The following is a 13,867-nucleotide window of genomic DNA, read 5'->3' on the forward strand; positions in this document are numbered from 1 at the left end:
AAGCCGCTATCGATGGCGGTTGGCGCGTCGGCGTGGCAGAGGGCGCGCTCAATTCATCCGAGGCTTCATGACCGATCTCGCCGTCCTTTACGAACATCCCGCCTGGTTCGTGCCGCTGTTCGCGGCGCTCGACGCGCGCGGCGTCGAGTTCTCGCGCGCCACGCCGGACGGGTTCTGGAACCCCGCGGACCAGACCGCGCCGGCGCGCGTCGTGTTCAACCGCATCGCGATGTCGAGCTTCCTGCGCAGCGACGAGCATCCGATCTTCGACACGATGGCGATGCTCGATCACTGGCGCCGCACCGGTGCGCGCGTGATCAACGGCGCCGACGTGCTCGCGATCGACGCCTCCAAGGCGCGGCAATTGTCGCTGATCGCGTCGCTCGGCCTCGCAATCCCCGAGACGCGTATCGTCCACCGCGCCGCCGACGTCGTGGCCGCGGCGCAGACGCTGCGCTTCCCGCTGGTCGTGAAGGCCAATATCGGTGGATCGGGCGCGGGGATCATCCGCTTCGACAGCCTCGACGAACTCCGCACCGCGGTTACCGACAATGGCCTGCCGAGCAGCGTCGACGGCGTGCTGCTGGTGCAGGAATATGTCCCCGTCCGGGGTGGCGCGATCACCCGGATCGAGACGCTCGACCGCAAGTTCCTCTATGCGATCGAGGTCGCGGGCGGCGGCGCGTTCGATCTCTGCCCGGCGGATGCGTGCGTCGTCCCCGGCTCGGGGATCAAGATGGCCGCGGTCGAGCCGTCGCAGGTGCTCAAGGATGCCGCCGAGGCGATCGCGCGCGCGGTCGATCTCGATGTCGGCGGGGTCGAGGTGATGATCGACGACCGCGACGGCGTCGCGCGCTTCTACGACATCAACGCGCTGTCGAACTTCGTCGCCAGGCCGCTCGACGTCCTCGGCTGGGATCCGCACGACCGGCTCGTCGATTACCTGATCGAACAGATTGGGAAGACTCGTTGATGCGCTATGGATACTGGACTCCGGTTTTCGGCGGGTGGCTTCGCAACGTCCCCGACGAGGGGATGGAGGCGAGCTGGGCCTATACCAAAGCGCTGACGCAGAATGCGGAGCGCTGGGGCTATGATCTGACGCTGATCGCCGAGCTGAACCTTAACGACATCAAGGGCGTAGAACAGCCCGCGCTCGATGCGTGGTCGACCGCGGCGGCGCTGGCGGCGGTGACCGACAGCATCGAGCTGATGGTCGCGGTGCGCCCCAATTTCCACCACCCCGCGCTGTTCGCCAAGGCGGCCGCCAATATCGACCGGATCTCGGGCGGGCGGCTCGCGCTCAATGTCGTGTCGTCCTGGTGGGCGGACGAGGCGAAGCAATATGGCCTGCAGTTCGACCAGCATGACGATCGCTATGCGCGGACCGACGAATGGCTCTCCGTCGTCGACGGGTTGTGGACGCAGGAGCGGTTCGACTTTGCCGGGCAGTTCTACACCACCGAGCAGGCGATCTGTTCGCCCAAGCCCGTCAAGCGCCCGACCGTCTATGCCGGCGGCGAGAGCGAGAAGGCGAAGGCGATGATCGCGGCCAAGTGCGACGCCTATGTCATGCACGGCGACCCCGCGGCGGCGATCGCACCCAAGATCGCCGACATGGCGGCACGACGCGAAGCCGCGGGCGGTGCGCCGATGCAGTACGGCATGGCCGCCTATGCGATCGTCCGTGACAGCGAGGCCGAGGCAAAGCGCGAACTCGAGCGCATCACCAGCGTCACCGAACTGCCCGCGGGCTATGCCAATTTCGACCAGTGGCTATCGGGCACGCAGCTCGAACGCGAGTTGAAGATCCAGGAATATTCGGTCTCCAACCGCGGGCTGCGCCCCAATCTGGTCGGCACGCCCGAACAGCTGAAGGAGCGGATCGCGGAATATGAGGCCGCCGGTCTCGACCTGCTGCTGCTCCAGATGAGCCCGCAGGCCGAGGAAATGGAGCGGTTCGCGGTGCAGGTCATGGGGTCCGCATGATCCGCCTGCGCGACGTTTCCAAAACCTACCCGGCAAGCGATGCGGCGGCGCTCGACGGCGTGTCGCTGGAGATCCCGGCGGGCGGCGTGTTCGGGGTGATCGGTCAGTCGGGCGCGGGCAAGTCGACGCTGATCCGGCTGATCAATGCGCTCGAACGGCCGACGTCCGGGCGCGTCGAGGTCGACGGTATCGACGTCGCAAGCCTGTCGGCGGCGGATCTGCGCGCGCTCCGGCGGCGGATCGGCATGATCTTCCAGAATTTCGGGTTGCTCTCCTCGCGGACGGTCGCGGCGAACGTCGCCTTCCCGCTGGTGCTCGCGGGCGTCGCAAAGGCAACGCGCGAGAGCAAGGTTGCCGCCTTGCTCGACCGGGTCGGCCTGTCCGATCACGCCGCCAAATACCCCGCCCAATTGTCCGGCGGCCAGAAGCAGCGCGTCGGCATCGCCCGCGCGCTCGCCACCGATCCCGACATCCTGCTGTGCGACGAGGCGACGAGCGCGCTCGACCCCGAAACCACGCGCTCGGTGCTGACGCTGCTCCGCGACCTCAACCGCGACCTCGGGCTGACGATCGTCCTGATCACGCACGAGATGGACGTCGTCCGCTACGTCTGCGACCGCGTCGCGGTGCTCGAACGCGGCCAGGTCGTCGAGACCGGCACCGTCACCGACATCTTCGCCAACGCCGCGCATCCGGCGACCCGGCGCATGCTGGCGGCCCTCGCCGCATGACCTTCTTCGAAAATGTCGACTGGTCCGATATCGGCCAGGCGTGCCTCGACACGCTCATCATGCTCGGCGGGTCGCTGGTGTTGACGATCCTGCTCGGCGTGCCGCTGGGCGTGCTGCTGTATCTGACCGGCAAGGGGCGGCTGATCGAGAACCGGCTTGCCAATGGCGCGCTCGGGATCGCCGTCAATATCCTGCGATCGGTGCCGTTCATCATCCTGCTGATCGTGATGATCCCGCTGACCGTGCTGCTGGTCGGCACGTCGCTGGGCGTCGCGGGCGCGATCCCGCCGCTGGTGGTGGGGGCCGCGCCATTCTACGCACGACTCGTCGAGGGATCGCTGAAGGAGATCGACCGGACGACGATCGAGGCGGTGCAGGCGATGGGCGCGACGACCCGCCAGATCGTGACGCGCGCGCTGATCCCCGAGGCGATGCCGGGGCTGATCTCGGGCGCCACCGTCACCGCGGTCGCGCTCGTTTCGTTCACCGCGATGGCCGGCGTGGTCGGCGCGGGCGGGCTCGGCGATCTCGCGATCCGCTTCGGCTATCAGCGTTTCCAGACCGACGTGATGGTCGTCACCGTCGTCCTGCTGGTCGTGCTCGTCCAGATCATCCAATATGCCGGCGACGCGCTCGCCCGCCACTTCACCCGCCGCTAGGAAATGCCATGAACCGCCGCACTCTGCTCGCCTCGCTCTCGCTGCTCGCGCTCGCCGCATGCGGTGGCGCCAAGACGGATGACGGCACGGCGCTGACCGTCGCCGCGACCGCGGTGCCGCATGCCGAGATTCTCGAATCGATCAAGCCGGCGCTCGCCAAACAGGGCGTCGATCTCAAGATCCGCGTCTTCAACGACTATGTGCAGCCCAATCTGCAGGTGGAGCAGAAGCAGATCGACGTCAGCTATTTCGAGACCAAGCCCTATCTCGACGAGTTCAACGCCTCGCGCGGCACGCATCTGGTTCCCTATGCGGGCGTCCATGTCGAGCCGCTGGGCGCCTATTCGCGCAAGTGGAAGACGATCGCGCAGGTCCCGATCGGCGCGACCGTCGCGATCCCGAACGAGCCGAGCAACGGCGGCCGCGCGCTGCTGCTGCTGCAAAAGGCCGGGCTGATCACGCTGAAGAACCCGACCAACCCGCTGTCGAGCCTCAACGACATCGCGACCAACCCGAAGAGCCTCAAGTTCAAGGAGCTGGAGGGCGCCACCCTGCCCCGCACGCTCGGCGAGGTCGATCTGGCGCTGATCAACACCAACTACGCGCTCGACGCGAAGCTCAATCCGGTGCGCGACGCGCTCGCGATCGAGGACAAGAACAGCCCCTATGTCAATTTCGTCGTCGGCCTGCCCGGTGGCGACAAGGATCCGCGCGTCGTCAAGCTGATCGCTGCGCTGCGAAGCCCCGAGACGCGGCGCTTCATCGCGGACCGTTATGCGGGCGCGGTGCTGCCGGCGTTCTGAGCCGCGGTGACGAATGGGTCGCTGCACGTCATCCGCCCGGGCGCGTCGACCCGCCCCGAGACGCGGCGGCGATAGGTCGGCGCCGACGCCGCCGTGATCGTGACGTCGTACCAGCCATGGCTGTTGCGGAGCGGCCAGCGGTAGTGCGCGTCGACCAGCCTGGTCGTCAGCACCCCTGCCCCGACGCGTTCAACCTGCGCGACCAGCCCGTGTTCGCGGTGTCCGGCGGGGAGCACTAATGCCAGCTCGGTCGGTGTCGCGTGCCAGACGAGCCGCGACACCAGGCCCGGGTCGTCACGATGCCCCGTGAAATGCCGATGGAATCCGTTGGGGCCGAGCACCCAGAGATCATAGCGCCCCTCCGTGTCGAAACCCCATTGCCCATCCAGCGTGCGCCCGGGCTCGACGGTGAAGCGGCGTGGCGGCTGGTCCAGGCTCCGGCGGTCATAGACGTGGAAGACCGCGGCTTGCGTGCCGTCGGCCGCAAAGTGCAGCCGGATCGCGTCACCCGTCATCGTCTCAGCGACGCGCAGCGCATAGGGTAGCGGGCGGGACCGGCGGATGCCGGGTTCCTGCCACGGGAGGGACTCACCCCGTGGTGCCTGCGGGCTCGGCTGCCGGGGGATCGCCGCGGCGCGGGCGGCATCGGCGCGCGGATCGGGCATCGCCGCGAAGGGCGCGACGTCGGCGGCGGTGAAGTCGAACGCCGAGGTCAGGTCGCCGCAGACCGCGCGGCGCCACGGCGCGATGTTGGGCTCGTGGACATCGAACCGCTGTTCGAGGAAGCGGATCACCGAGCTGTGGTCGAACACCTGCGAATTGACCCACCCGCCCCGGCTCCACGGCGAGACGACGTACATCGGCACGCGCGGCCCCAGGCCATAGGCGCGGCCGCGATAGGCGGGGAGGTCGAGTGCCGCATCGCCCTTGCTCGGGTTAAGGTGATAGCTGCCGGTCAGATCGACCGTCGATCCGCCAAGCAACGTGCCGTCGGCAGCGCGCGACGGCGGCGCGGGCGGCGGGACATGATCGAAAAAGCCGTCATTCTCGTCGAACATGACGAACAAGGCGGTCCGCGCCCAGATTTTCGGGTCCGCGGTGAGCGCGTCGAGCAGCTCGGCGGTATAGGCCGCGCCCTGTGCCGGGCTCGACGGACCGGGATGCTCGGATCCCTTCGCGGTGGCGATGACATACGAAACCTGCGGCAACCGCCCGGCCAGCACGTCGGCACGCAGCGCGTCGAGCCCGCGCGTCGTCAGCGCCCGATCGCGCAGGTCCGCGTCGCCAGCCGCATGATGCGCCGCGCGGAAGGCGGCGAACCCGACCAGCGGGTTGTCGGTGAAATTGTCCGCCATGTCCTGATAGATGCGCCAGTCGACCCCCTTGGCCTGCAACCGCTCGACGACCGTGGTCCAGCGATAGGGGTCGGGATCGCCGCCATCCTCGGGCAAGCTGTCATGCGAATTGCCGATCGCCGGACCGCCCAGCGTGCCGCCGGGATCGTTGGTACCGCTCCACAGGAACAGCCGGTTCGTGTTCGTCCCCGTCTGCACCGAGCAGTGATAGGCGTCGCACAGCGTGAACGCCTCGGCGAGCGCGAACTGGAACGGCAGGTCCTCGCGCCGGTAATGGCCCATCGCCCGCTGGCTCTTCGCCTCGGGCCAGTGCGCCATCCGCCCCTCGTCCCAGCCGCGCTGCGCATCGGGCCAGCTGTGCGGCGTTCCCTCCATCCGCATCAGGTCGAAATTGGTGCGCGTGGCGAGATGGAAGGGCAGCACGGTGCGCGCGCCGCCCGGTGCCGTCCGGTCGCGCTGATACCAGACCGGCGCCGTCGCCCCGCCCACAGACGATGCGGCCACGGGGATCGGCAACCGGTCGGCAAAGCCGCGGACGCCGCGCAACGTGCCGAAATAATGATCGAAACCGCGATTTTCCTGCATCAGGATGACGACATGCTCGACATCCATGATCGAGCCCGTCTTCACCTCGGGTGCGATCGCCGCCGCGCGCGCGATCGCCGCGGGAAACGCGGACAGCGCGGCCCCGGTGACGCCTGCACCGAGCAGTGTACGACGGGAGACATCGGTCATCGGGGCAACCCACAGGAGGAGCGCATGGTAAGCAAACGCGAGCGGACCATGCCCGGTTCAGATCGGCAGTCGAGCGACAGCGGCGACGGCGTGTTCATCCAGGATCGCTAAAGCCGACAGGTTGCACGAGCGTGACATGCGATCGTCGACGATGTCCGTAACAGGTCCTCTGCTGGTCAGCGGCCGGAGCCGTCGCAGCCCCGTCCGCGCCGACGCAGGCGCGCGGCATGGACGGCGTCGACCGTGTGGCTGTGCCCGCGGCGTTCCGCCCGGACCATCTGCCCGACGCGTTTGCCGTGGATCATCAGCGGCAACCCGAGCAGCGCGAGCGGGAAGAAGAGGAGCATGAGCGGCGATCCGTCGACCGCCACGCACAGCGCACAGGAGACGGCCATCAGCGCGAAGCCGCCCGCCTTCCATTGCAGGTCGCGCCGCGTCATGCCGCCTGCCTCCGCACGCGCGTCGCGACGGGATCGCCGATCACGAGGGTGCCGGCGGCCGCCAGCAGCCGCGCGATGCCGCCGTCCTGGTCGTGGCACAGCACGATGTCGGCGGGGAAATCGGCTTCGCGGGCGAGCGCCTGCGCCAGACCGCCAACCTCGAAGTCGAGCCCGATCGCGGGATCGTGCAGCCGCGCTGCAGCGGCGCGGGCGCGGCCGATCAGCGCCGGCGCATCGGCGACGCCCTGCCCCTCGATCGCGGTGAAGCCGAGCGCGCGGGCGTAACGCACGGTTTCGATCAGCAGCGTCCCGCATGCACAGTCGGCATCGACGATCCGGACCGCGTGGCGATGCCGTTCGCGCAGATCGGCGAGCGCCGCCGCGATATGCGGCCAGCGCGGATCGCGCGTCGCGCGGCGTGCGCAGGCTCGGGTCATGGTGGCGGGCATGTCCGCCTTCGCTTCAGCCGTGGCGCCGAGTGCCGGGGTCACACGCCCGTGGCCCGCCTTGTTCTGGCCGAGAGGAATGACGCGCCCGCGTGCGCGGGGCTCCGGCGTGGGTTCAGACGACATGTTCGCGCTTTTGCCTGTGTGATCGGGCGTCCAGGCGCCCGCAAACCCGAATTACGAACCGCGGCATAGGGATTCGAGAGCGATTCCCCGAAACCCCATAGTGGCGCCATAGTGGGCGCAACGGCTCGTCGCATTTCAGTGCGTGGTCGCTGGCGTGGCGCGGACGCGGGGCCGCCAGCGCTCGCTGACCGCGATACCGTCGAACAGGTGATGCCCGAGTAGCACCATGACACTGCCCGCGCTCGCCCCCAGAAAGCCGATCGCGGCGAGCGCGAAGGCCAACGCACCCGCGGCGTGAGGGGAAAGCGCGAGGGCGGACAGCCGCCACACGGCGATGTACGCCATTGCGCAGAGGAGAAGTCCCACCGCGCGCAGACCAAGATCCGCGCGCCGCGAACGATGCCACGCTGCCATGCCACTCTCCTTGTCGTGGCCCTCCAGCTATCGGCCGCGGCATAGCAATTCGAGAGCGATCCCGGCCTTTTGCGTAGCGGCGGCATAGGGTTGGGCAGTTTTCTCGCATGCGGCGGCCGCCGCGGGGGCCCCGGAAGGGGGTGTCTGCCCGCGCCATTTATGCGTAAACCCCCGGCATGAACCGACCCGAAATCCTGATCCCCGCCCCCATGCTGCCGAGCGTCGTCGACGCGCTGGGCGAGCGGTTCGTCGTGCACCGGCTATGGGAGCAGGAAGACCCCGACGCGTTCCTCGCGACGGTGGCGCCGCGCGTCCGCGGGCTTGCGGCGAGTTCGCTCGCGGGGCGGATTGACGCGTCCTGGTATGACCGGCTGCCCGCGCTCGAAATCGTCGCCAATTTCGGCGTGGGCTATGACGGGATCGACGCAGACGCCGCCGCGGCGCGCGGGATCGTCGTGACCAATACGCCCGGCGTGCTGGACGAGGAGGTCGCCGATCTGACCATCGGGCTGCTGCTGGCGACGCTGCGCGGGATCCCGCAGGCCGATCGCCATGTCCGCGACGGTATCTGGGCGGAAACGTCGTTTCCGCTGTCGCCGAGCCTGCGCGGACGACGGATCGGGATTCTCGGGCTTGGCGCGATCGGCAAGGCGGTGGCGCGGCGGCTCGCGGCGTTCGACGTGCCGATCGCCTATCACGGCCGGTCGCGACAGGCGGATATCGGCTATGACTATCACGACACGCCGGTCGCGCTGGCCGCGGCGTGCGACGTGCTGATCGCGATCGTGCCCGGCGGTCAGGGGACGCAGCATCTGGTTGACGCCGCGGTCCTCGAGGCGCTGGGCGCGCAGGGCGTGTTCATCAACGTCGCGCGCGGCAGCGTCGTCGATCAGGACGCGCTGATCGCGGCGTTGCAGCAGGGCACGATCCTGGCCGCCGGGCTCGATGTCTATGAGGACGAACCCAATGTCCCGGCCAGCCTGCGCGCGTTGCCGAACACGGTGCTGCTGCCGCATATCGGTTCGGCGTCGAAGACGACGCGCGCGGCGATGGGCGGGCTGGTGGTCGACAATCTGCGCGCGTGGTTCGAGACCGGGCAGGCGCTCACCCCGGTCGCGGAGACGCCGAACCCCGTCTGAGGCGGGTCACCGCCGCACGTCGGCGGGCGCGCCGGTGAAGTCGGCGAGATCGGTCAGCGTCGTCCGGCTGTGATCGCCCGCGGTGCCGTGCTTGAGCGCGGCGAGCGCGAGGCCGCGGCGCGCCGCCGCCTCGCACCCGTCGTCGAGGCAGGAGAGCACGCCCGCGGCGAACGCGTCGCCGGTGCCGATCCGGTCGACGATCTGCGTGACGAGGACAGTCTCGGTCTCGAACGAGTCGTCGCGGCGATCGACGCGCGCGGACAGGGCGTGCGTATCGGCATCGATCACCCGGCGCGCGGTCGAGGCGATGCAGGCGAGCGTCGGAAACCGCGCGAACGCGGCCTCGCACGCGCGACGCCGCGCGTCCGGCGTGTCACCGGCATGGTCCTCGCCGAGCAGCAGCGAGATATCGCGGTGACTGCCGAACAACAGGTCCGCACCGTCGACGTGGTCGACCAGCACGCCTTGCGGATCGGCGCACCAGCGCGCCCACATGCTCGCGCGGAAATTGCCGTCGAACGAGACCCTGGCCCCCGCCGCCCGCGCCGCCGCGATCGCATCGAGCGACAGCTGCGCGGCACCCGGACCGATTGCGGGAATGATCCCCGACAGATGCAACCAGCCGACGCCGTCCAGCATCGCGGGCCAGTCATAGGCGCTCGACGGGGTCACGGCGAAGCTGCTGTCGAGGCGGTCATAGACGATCTGCGCGCCGCGCGACCCGCTTGGCGGCGACAGGAAATACAGGCCGAGCCGGCCGTCCGCGCGCACCACGCGCGAGACGTCGACGCCGGCGGCACGGACCGAATCGAGCGCCGCATTGCCGATCAGGCCGTGCGGCAGCGTCGTGACGACCGCGGCGGGCACGTCGATCCGCGCGAGTGCGACCGCGACGTTCGCCTCCGCGCCGCCGAAATGCGCGTCGAGCCGGGCGTCCTGGAACAGATGCCCGCGATCGGGCGCGGCGAGCCGCAACAGCATCTCGCCGAAACACACTATCGTACCGGTCATGCGACGGGCTCTCCGATGGCGCCGCGCAGCGCGGCCTCTGGCCCCTGCGCCTGCCACGTTACCACCGCATCGCCCAGCGCCGCGTGGTCGAAATCGGCGGGGAATATGCCGAGCTCGCCGACGAACCGCGCGACGACCCGGCGCGCGTCACCCGCCGTGTCCGCCCAGATCGCGGCGTAGCGATCGCGGAGCGGATCGTCGGCCATGGCGGGCGCGGCGGCGGTATAGGCGATCCACGCGGCGATGCTGAGCCGATGCTTCGGGCTGTCGAGCCCCTGCGCCTGCCGCCCGGCGACGGTCGCGATCCAGCGTTGCGGGAGCTTCTGCGATCCGTCCATCGCGATCTGGTCGAGACGGTGGTGCAGATCGGCATTGGCGAAGCGGTCGAGGATCGCGTCGATATACGCCGCCGGGTCGAGCCCCGCCGCCGCGGTCAGGCTCGGCACCGCCTCCTCCTGCATCTGCGCGATCACGAACGCGCGCAGCGCCGGGTCGGCGATCGCCTCATGGACGAAGGCGTGGCCCCGTTGCAGCCCGACATAGGCGAGCGTCGAATGGCTGGCGTTCAACAGCCGCAGCTTGGCGAGTTCAAACGGCGCGACGTCGTCGACGATCTGCGCCCCCGCCGCCTCCCAGCGCGGGCGCGGGCCGGCGAAGCGGTCCTCGATCACCCATTGCCGGAACGGTTCGGTGACCAGCGCGGCGGCGTCGTCGACCCCGATCGCGGTCGCGACGCCCGCACGGTCGGCCTCGGTCGAGGCGGGCACGATCCGGTCGACCATCGTGTCGGGCGCGGTCACGTGCGCGCGCACCCAGCCGGCCAGATCCGCATCGCGGCGCTCGACGAACGCGAGCAGCAGGCGCATCAACAGCGCGCCATTGCCCGACAGATTGTCGCACGACACCAGCGTCAGTCCCCCTGCCCCCGCGCCGCGCCGCCGATCGAGCGCCGCCGCCAGAAAGCCGAAGATCGTCCGCGGCACGCCGCCGCTCAAATCGTGCGCGATCGCCGGGTCGTCGACGAGCAGCGCGCCGGTCGCCGGATGCCGGTAATAGCCCTTTTCGGTGACGGTCAGCGTCACGACCTGGGTCGCGGGGTCGGCGAGCGCGGCGATCACCGCGTCGGGATCCTCCGCGGCGACCAGCAGCGTGTCGATCACGTCGATCAGCCGGGTCGCGCTGACGCCGTTCGACCGTTCGGTCACGGTATACAGCCCGTCCTGTGGTGCGAGCGTGTCGCGCACCTGCGGCGAGCGCAGCGACACGCCGGTGATCCGCCACCCTACGTCCGGCGTCGACGCATCCTGCGTATAGACCGCCTGATGCGCGCGGTGGAACGCGCCGATCCCGAGATGGACGATCCGCCCGACCGTGACCGCCGAGGATGCCGGCTGCGTCACGTCAGAGGCGAGCGCGGATCGCGTGGCCCTGGACAGCCTCACAGCCGGTATGCCTTGCGGACCAGATCGCTCGTCAGTTCGCGCGCGAGCTCCGCTGCCTCCCAATCCTCCAGCCGGTGCTCGGCGACCAGCCGCGCGAGATAGCCGCAGTCGATGCGGCGCGCGACGTCGTGCCGCGCCGGGATCGACAGGAAGGCGCGCGTGTCGTCGTTGAAGCCGACGGTGTTGTAGAAGCCCGCGGTCTCGGTGGTCATCTCGCGGAACCGCCACATGCCCTCCGGACTATCGTGGAACCACCATGCGGGGCCGAGCTTCAGGCACGGATAATGCCCCGCCAGCGGCGCCAGCTCGCGTGCATAGACCGTCTCGTCGAGCGTGAAGAGGATGATCGACAGCGCGGTCGAGGTCCCGAACCGGTCGAGCAGCGGCTTGAGGGCGTGGACATAGTCGGTGCGTCCGGGAATGTCCGCGCCCTTGTCACGGCCATGACTGGCGAACAGCCCGGCATTGTGGTTGCGGACCGAGCCCGGATGGATCTGCATGACCATGCCGTCCTCGACGCTCATCGCCGCCATCTCGGTCAGCATCTGCGCGCGGAAGAGCTCGGCGTCGGCCGCGGTCCAGTCATCGCCGGTGATGCGCGCGAACAGCGCCTCGCATTCGGGGGTCGACAGGTTCGCGGTCGCGGCGGTCGGGTGGCCGTGATCGGTCGCGGTGGCGCCCGCCGCGCGGAAATCGGCGCGGCGCTTGCGGTGCGCGGCCAGATAGCCCTGCCAGCCATAGACGTCCTCGCCGGTCAGCTCGCCGAAGCGGCGTAGCGCGCCGGCGAATTGCTCGTGCTCGACATCGATCACGCCGTCGGGGCGATAGGTGGTGACGACACGGCCGTTCCACCCGCTCTCGCGGATCCGGTGATGCGCGTCGAGGCTGTCATGCGCGCCTTCGGTGGTGGCGAGGAAATCGATCCGGAACCGGTCGAACAGCGCGCGCGGGCGGAACGCCGCGGTCGCGAGCTTTTCGCCGATCGTGTCGAAATACAGGTCCGCGGTCGCCGGCTCGAACGCGACGTCGAACCCGAACACCTCGGCGAAGACATGGTCAAGCCACATCCGCGACGGCGTGCCGCGGAACAGCGCATAATGGTCGGCGAGCAGCCGCCACGCCACGCGCGGATCGGCGCTCCGCGTGCCATCGCGCCGCGGGATCGTCAGCGCGTCGAGATCGACGCCCTGGCTGTAGAGCATGCGGAACAGATAATGGTCGGGCGCGAGCAGCAGCGACGTCGCGTCGGTCCAGTTGGCGTTGTCGGCGAACCAGGTCGGATCGGTATGGCCGTGCGGGCTGACGATCGGCAGGTCGGCGATCTCCGCATAGAGCGTGCGGGCGATCGCGCGGGTCGTCGGATCGGCGGGGAACAGCCGGTCGGGATGAAGCTCGAGAGGACGGGTCATGCAAGGGCTCCTGCCGCAAAGGCGATACCGCGTTCAAGTCCGCGCAGTTCGGCGAGCCCGCGCATCCGGCCGAGCAGCGAATAGCCCGGATTGGTCGTGCGCGTCAGGTCGTCGAGCATCTGATGACCGTGATCGGGACGCATCGGGATGCTGCGCCCTTCGCGGACCGACAGCCGGTGGACCGCCGCCATGACCGCCGCCATGCCCGCATCGCCCTCCAGATGATCGGCTTCGTGGAACGCCCCATCGGCCTCGCGCTGGACCGAGCGCAGATGGAGGAAGCCGATCCGTGAGCCGAGCCGGTCGACCATGCCGGGCAGGTCGTTGTCGGCGCGCACGCCGAACGACCCGGTACACAGGCACAGCCCGTTCGAGACGTTGGGCACGCGCGTGAAGAGATCGGTCACGTCGGCCTCGGTGCTGACGACGCGCGGCAGGCCGAAGATCGGAAAGGGCGGATCGTCGGGATGGACGACCAGCGCGATGCCGAGCTCGTCGGCGAGCGGGCACACGGCCTCGAGAAACGCGACATGGTTGTCGCGCAGCCGCGCCGCGTCGATCGCGTCGTAGCGGCCGATCGCCTCGAGGAAGGCGGCCGAGGTGAAGCCCTCCTCGCTGCCCGGCAGGCCCGCGAGGATCGTCCGTTCGAGATCCGCGCGCGCCGCTGTGTCCATGGCCGCAAAACGCGCCGCCGCCGCGTCGCGCACCGCAGGCGCATAGCTCTGCTCGGCACCCGGCCGCTGCAGCATGAACAGGTCATAGGCGGCCACCACGATCGCCTCGTACCGAAGCGCGCGCGATCCGTCGGGCAGTTCCCAGGCGAGATCGGTCCGCGTCCAGTCGAGCAACGGCATGAAATTATAGGTGACGACGCGAATGCCGCAGGCCGCAAGATTGCGCAGGCTCTCGCGGTAAGCGTCGATCAGCCGGTCCCATTCGCCCGAGCGGGTCTTGATGCCCTCGTCGACCGGCAGGCTCTCGACCACCGTCCAGTCGAGCCCGGCGTCGCGCACCATCTGCTTGCGCGCGGCGATCGCCTCGCGCGTCCAGACCTCGCCTTTCGGGACCTCGTGCAGCGCGGTCACCACCTCGGTCGCGCCGGATTGCCGGATGCTGTCCAGCCGCACCGGATCGTTCGGCCCGAACCAGCGCATCGTCTGCGTCATCA

Annotated in this window: 14 protein-coding genes; 6 read left to right on the forward strand and 8 right to left on the reverse strand. The window is 69.4% G+C overall.

The features are described from left to right. Positions 1–67 precede the first annotated feature (67 nt). The 5 genes from SOM18_RS08425 to SOM18_RS08445 are packed head-to-tail and all read left to right on the forward strand — an operon-like array spanning position 68 to position 4,182. Positions 68–973, forward strand: coding sequence for an ATP-grasp domain-containing protein (locus tag SOM18_RS08425; RefSeq protein ID WP_031440152.1), 906 nt, complete (start codon positions 68–70; stop codon positions 971–973). Continuing rightward, positions 973–1,989, forward strand: coding sequence for an LLM class flavin-dependent oxidoreductase (locus tag SOM18_RS08430; RefSeq protein WP_031440151.1), 1,017 nt, complete (start codon positions 973–975; stop codon positions 1,987–1,989). The genes SOM18_RS08425 and SOM18_RS08430 overlap by 1 nt, the downstream gene beginning before the upstream one ends. Further along, positions 1,986–2,720, forward strand: coding sequence for a methionine ABC transporter ATP-binding protein (locus tag SOM18_RS08435; protein WP_081874219.1), 735 nt, complete (start codon positions 1,986–1,988; stop codon positions 2,718–2,720). The genes SOM18_RS08430 and SOM18_RS08435 overlap by 4 nt, the downstream gene beginning before the upstream one ends. Beyond that, the gene (locus SOM18_RS08440) at positions 2,717–3,379 is read left to right on the forward strand and encodes a methionine ABC transporter permease (protein ID WP_031440149.1); all 663 of its coding nucleotides are present in this window, start codon (positions 2,717–2,719) and stop codon (positions 3,377–3,379) included. Before SOM18_RS08435 ends, SOM18_RS08440 begins: the two co-directional genes overlap by 4 nt. Before the next feature lie 8 nt (positions 3,380–3,387). Beyond that, a complete protein-coding gene (locus SOM18_RS08445; protein ID WP_031440148.1) occupies positions 3,388–4,182 on the forward strand; it encodes a MetQ/NlpA family ABC transporter substrate-binding protein in 795 nt (264 codons plus the stop codon). Here SOM18_RS08445 and SOM18_RS08450 read toward each other — a convergent pair. From SOM18_RS08450 to SOM18_RS08465, 4 genes are all read right to left on the reverse strand, one after another. Then, on the reverse strand, positions 4,152–6,272 hold the full coding sequence (locus SOM18_RS08450; RefSeq protein WP_031440147.1) for a phosphocholine-specific phospholipase C: 2,121 nt from the start codon (positions 6,270–6,272) through the stop codon (positions 4,152–4,154). The two genes, SOM18_RS08445 and SOM18_RS08450, sit on opposite strands and share 31 nt — an antisense overlap. Before the next feature lie 176 nt (positions 6,273–6,448). Continuing rightward, entirely contained in the window at positions 6,449–6,712 is a 264-nt protein-coding gene (locus SOM18_RS08455; protein WP_031440146.1) for a hypothetical protein, read from the reverse strand. Next, entirely contained in the window at positions 6,709–7,284 is a 576-nt protein-coding gene (locus tag SOM18_RS08460) for an SAM-dependent methyltransferase (RefSeq protein ID WP_245336700.1), read from the reverse strand. Before SOM18_RS08460 ends, SOM18_RS08455 begins: the two co-directional genes overlap by 4 nt. 135 nt (positions 7,285–7,419) lie before the next feature. Further along, positions 7,420–7,698, reverse strand: coding sequence for a hypothetical protein (locus tag SOM18_RS08465; RefSeq protein WP_128082125.1), 279 nt, complete (start codon positions 7,696–7,698; stop codon positions 7,420–7,422). A gap of 176 nt (positions 7,699–7,874) precedes the next feature. On the opposite strand from SOM18_RS08465, the gene SOM18_RS08470 reads away from it, so the two are divergent. Continuing rightward, positions 7,875–8,837 (forward strand): 2-hydroxyacid dehydrogenase, encoded by a 963-nt coding sequence (locus SOM18_RS08470; RefSeq protein ID WP_031440144.1) that lies wholly within the window; start codon positions 7,875–7,877, stop codon positions 8,835–8,837. Positions 8,838–8,843: 6 nt separating this feature from the next. Here the strand turns inward: SOM18_RS08470 and SOM18_RS08475 are convergent, their stop codons facing one another. The 4 genes from SOM18_RS08475 to uxuA are packed head-to-tail and all read right to left on the reverse strand — an operon-like array spanning position 8,844 to position 13,865. Next, complete coding sequence (locus SOM18_RS08475; RefSeq protein WP_320481541.1) at positions 8,844–9,848, reverse strand: sugar kinase; 1,005 nt, start codon at positions 9,846–9,848, stop codon at positions 8,844–8,846. After that, a complete protein-coding gene (locus SOM18_RS08480; RefSeq protein ID WP_320481542.1) occupies positions 9,845–11,290 on the reverse strand; it encodes a mannitol dehydrogenase family protein in 1,446 nt (481 codons plus the stop codon). Before SOM18_RS08480 ends, SOM18_RS08475 begins: the two co-directional genes overlap by 4 nt. Then, on the reverse strand, positions 11,287–12,699 hold the full coding sequence (gene uxaC, locus SOM18_RS08485; protein ID WP_320481543.1) for a glucuronate isomerase: 1,413 nt from the start codon (positions 12,697–12,699) through the stop codon (positions 11,287–11,289). Before uxaC ends, SOM18_RS08480 begins: the two co-directional genes overlap by 4 nt. Further along, positions 12,696–13,865, reverse strand: a complete 1,170-nt coding sequence (uxuA, locus tag SOM18_RS08490; RefSeq protein ID WP_320481544.1) for a mannonate dehydratase — start codon at positions 13,863–13,865, stop codon at positions 12,696–12,698. Before uxuA ends, uxaC begins: the two co-directional genes overlap by 4 nt. Between the last annotated feature and the right edge of the window lie 2 nt (positions 13,866–13,867).

This window comes from Sphingomonas sp. CFBP9019, assembly GCF_034045155.1.
Lineage (GTDB): Bacteria > Pseudomonadota > Alphaproteobacteria > Sphingomonadales > Sphingomonadaceae > Sphingomonas > Sphingomonas aerolata.

What these genes read in the sequence shown, in the direction of transcription:
- SOM18_RS08475 (WP_320481541.1), bottom strand. Translation starts at nt 9,848, where the DNA reads ATGACCGGTACGATAGTGTGTTTCGGCGAGATGCTGTTGCGGCTCGCC.
- SOM18_RS08430 (WP_031440151.1), top strand. Translation starts at nt 973, where the DNA reads ATGCGCTATGGATACTGGACTCCGGTTTTCGGCGGGTGGCTTCGCAAC.
- SOM18_RS08470 (WP_031440144.1), top strand. Translation starts at nt 7,875, where the DNA reads ATGAACCGACCCGAAATCCTGATCCCCGCCCCCATGCTGCCGAGCGTC.
- SOM18_RS08445 (WP_031440148.1), top strand. Translation starts at nt 3,388, where the DNA reads ATGAACCGCCGCACTCTGCTCGCCTCGCTCTCGCTGCTCGCGCTCGCC.
- uxuA (WP_320481544.1), bottom strand. Translation starts at nt 13,865, where the DNA reads ATGACGCAGACGATGCGCTGGTTCGGGCCGAACGATCCGGTGCGGCTG.
- SOM18_RS08455 (WP_031440146.1), bottom strand. Translation starts at nt 6,712, where the DNA reads ATGACGCGGCGCGACCTGCAATGGAAGGCGGGCGGCTTCGCGCTGATG.
- SOM18_RS08465 (WP_128082125.1), bottom strand. Translation starts at nt 7,698, where the DNA reads ATGGCAGCGTGGCATCGTTCGCGGCGCGCGGATCTTGGTCTGCGCGCG.
- SOM18_RS08460 (WP_245336700.1), bottom strand. Translation starts at nt 7,284, where the DNA reads ATGTCGTCTGAACCCACGCCGGAGCCCCGCGCACGCGGGCGCGTCATT.
- SOM18_RS08440 (WP_031440149.1), top strand. Translation starts at nt 2,717, where the DNA reads ATGACCTTCTTCGAAAATGTCGACTGGTCCGATATCGGCCAGGCGTGC.
- SOM18_RS08435 (WP_081874219.1), top strand. Translation starts at nt 1,986, where the DNA reads ATGATCCGCCTGCGCGACGTTTCCAAAACCTACCCGGCAAGCGATGCG.
- SOM18_RS08425 (WP_031440152.1), top strand. Translation starts at nt 68, where the DNA reads ATGACCGATCTCGCCGTCCTTTACGAACATCCCGCCTGGTTCGTGCCG.
- SOM18_RS08450 (WP_031440147.1), bottom strand. Translation starts at nt 6,272, where the DNA reads ATGACCGATGTCTCCCGTCGTACACTGCTCGGTGCAGGCGTCACCGGG.
- uxaC (WP_320481543.1), bottom strand. Translation starts at nt 12,699, where the DNA reads ATGACCCGTCCTCTCGAGCTTCATCCCGACCGGCTGTTCCCCGCCGAT.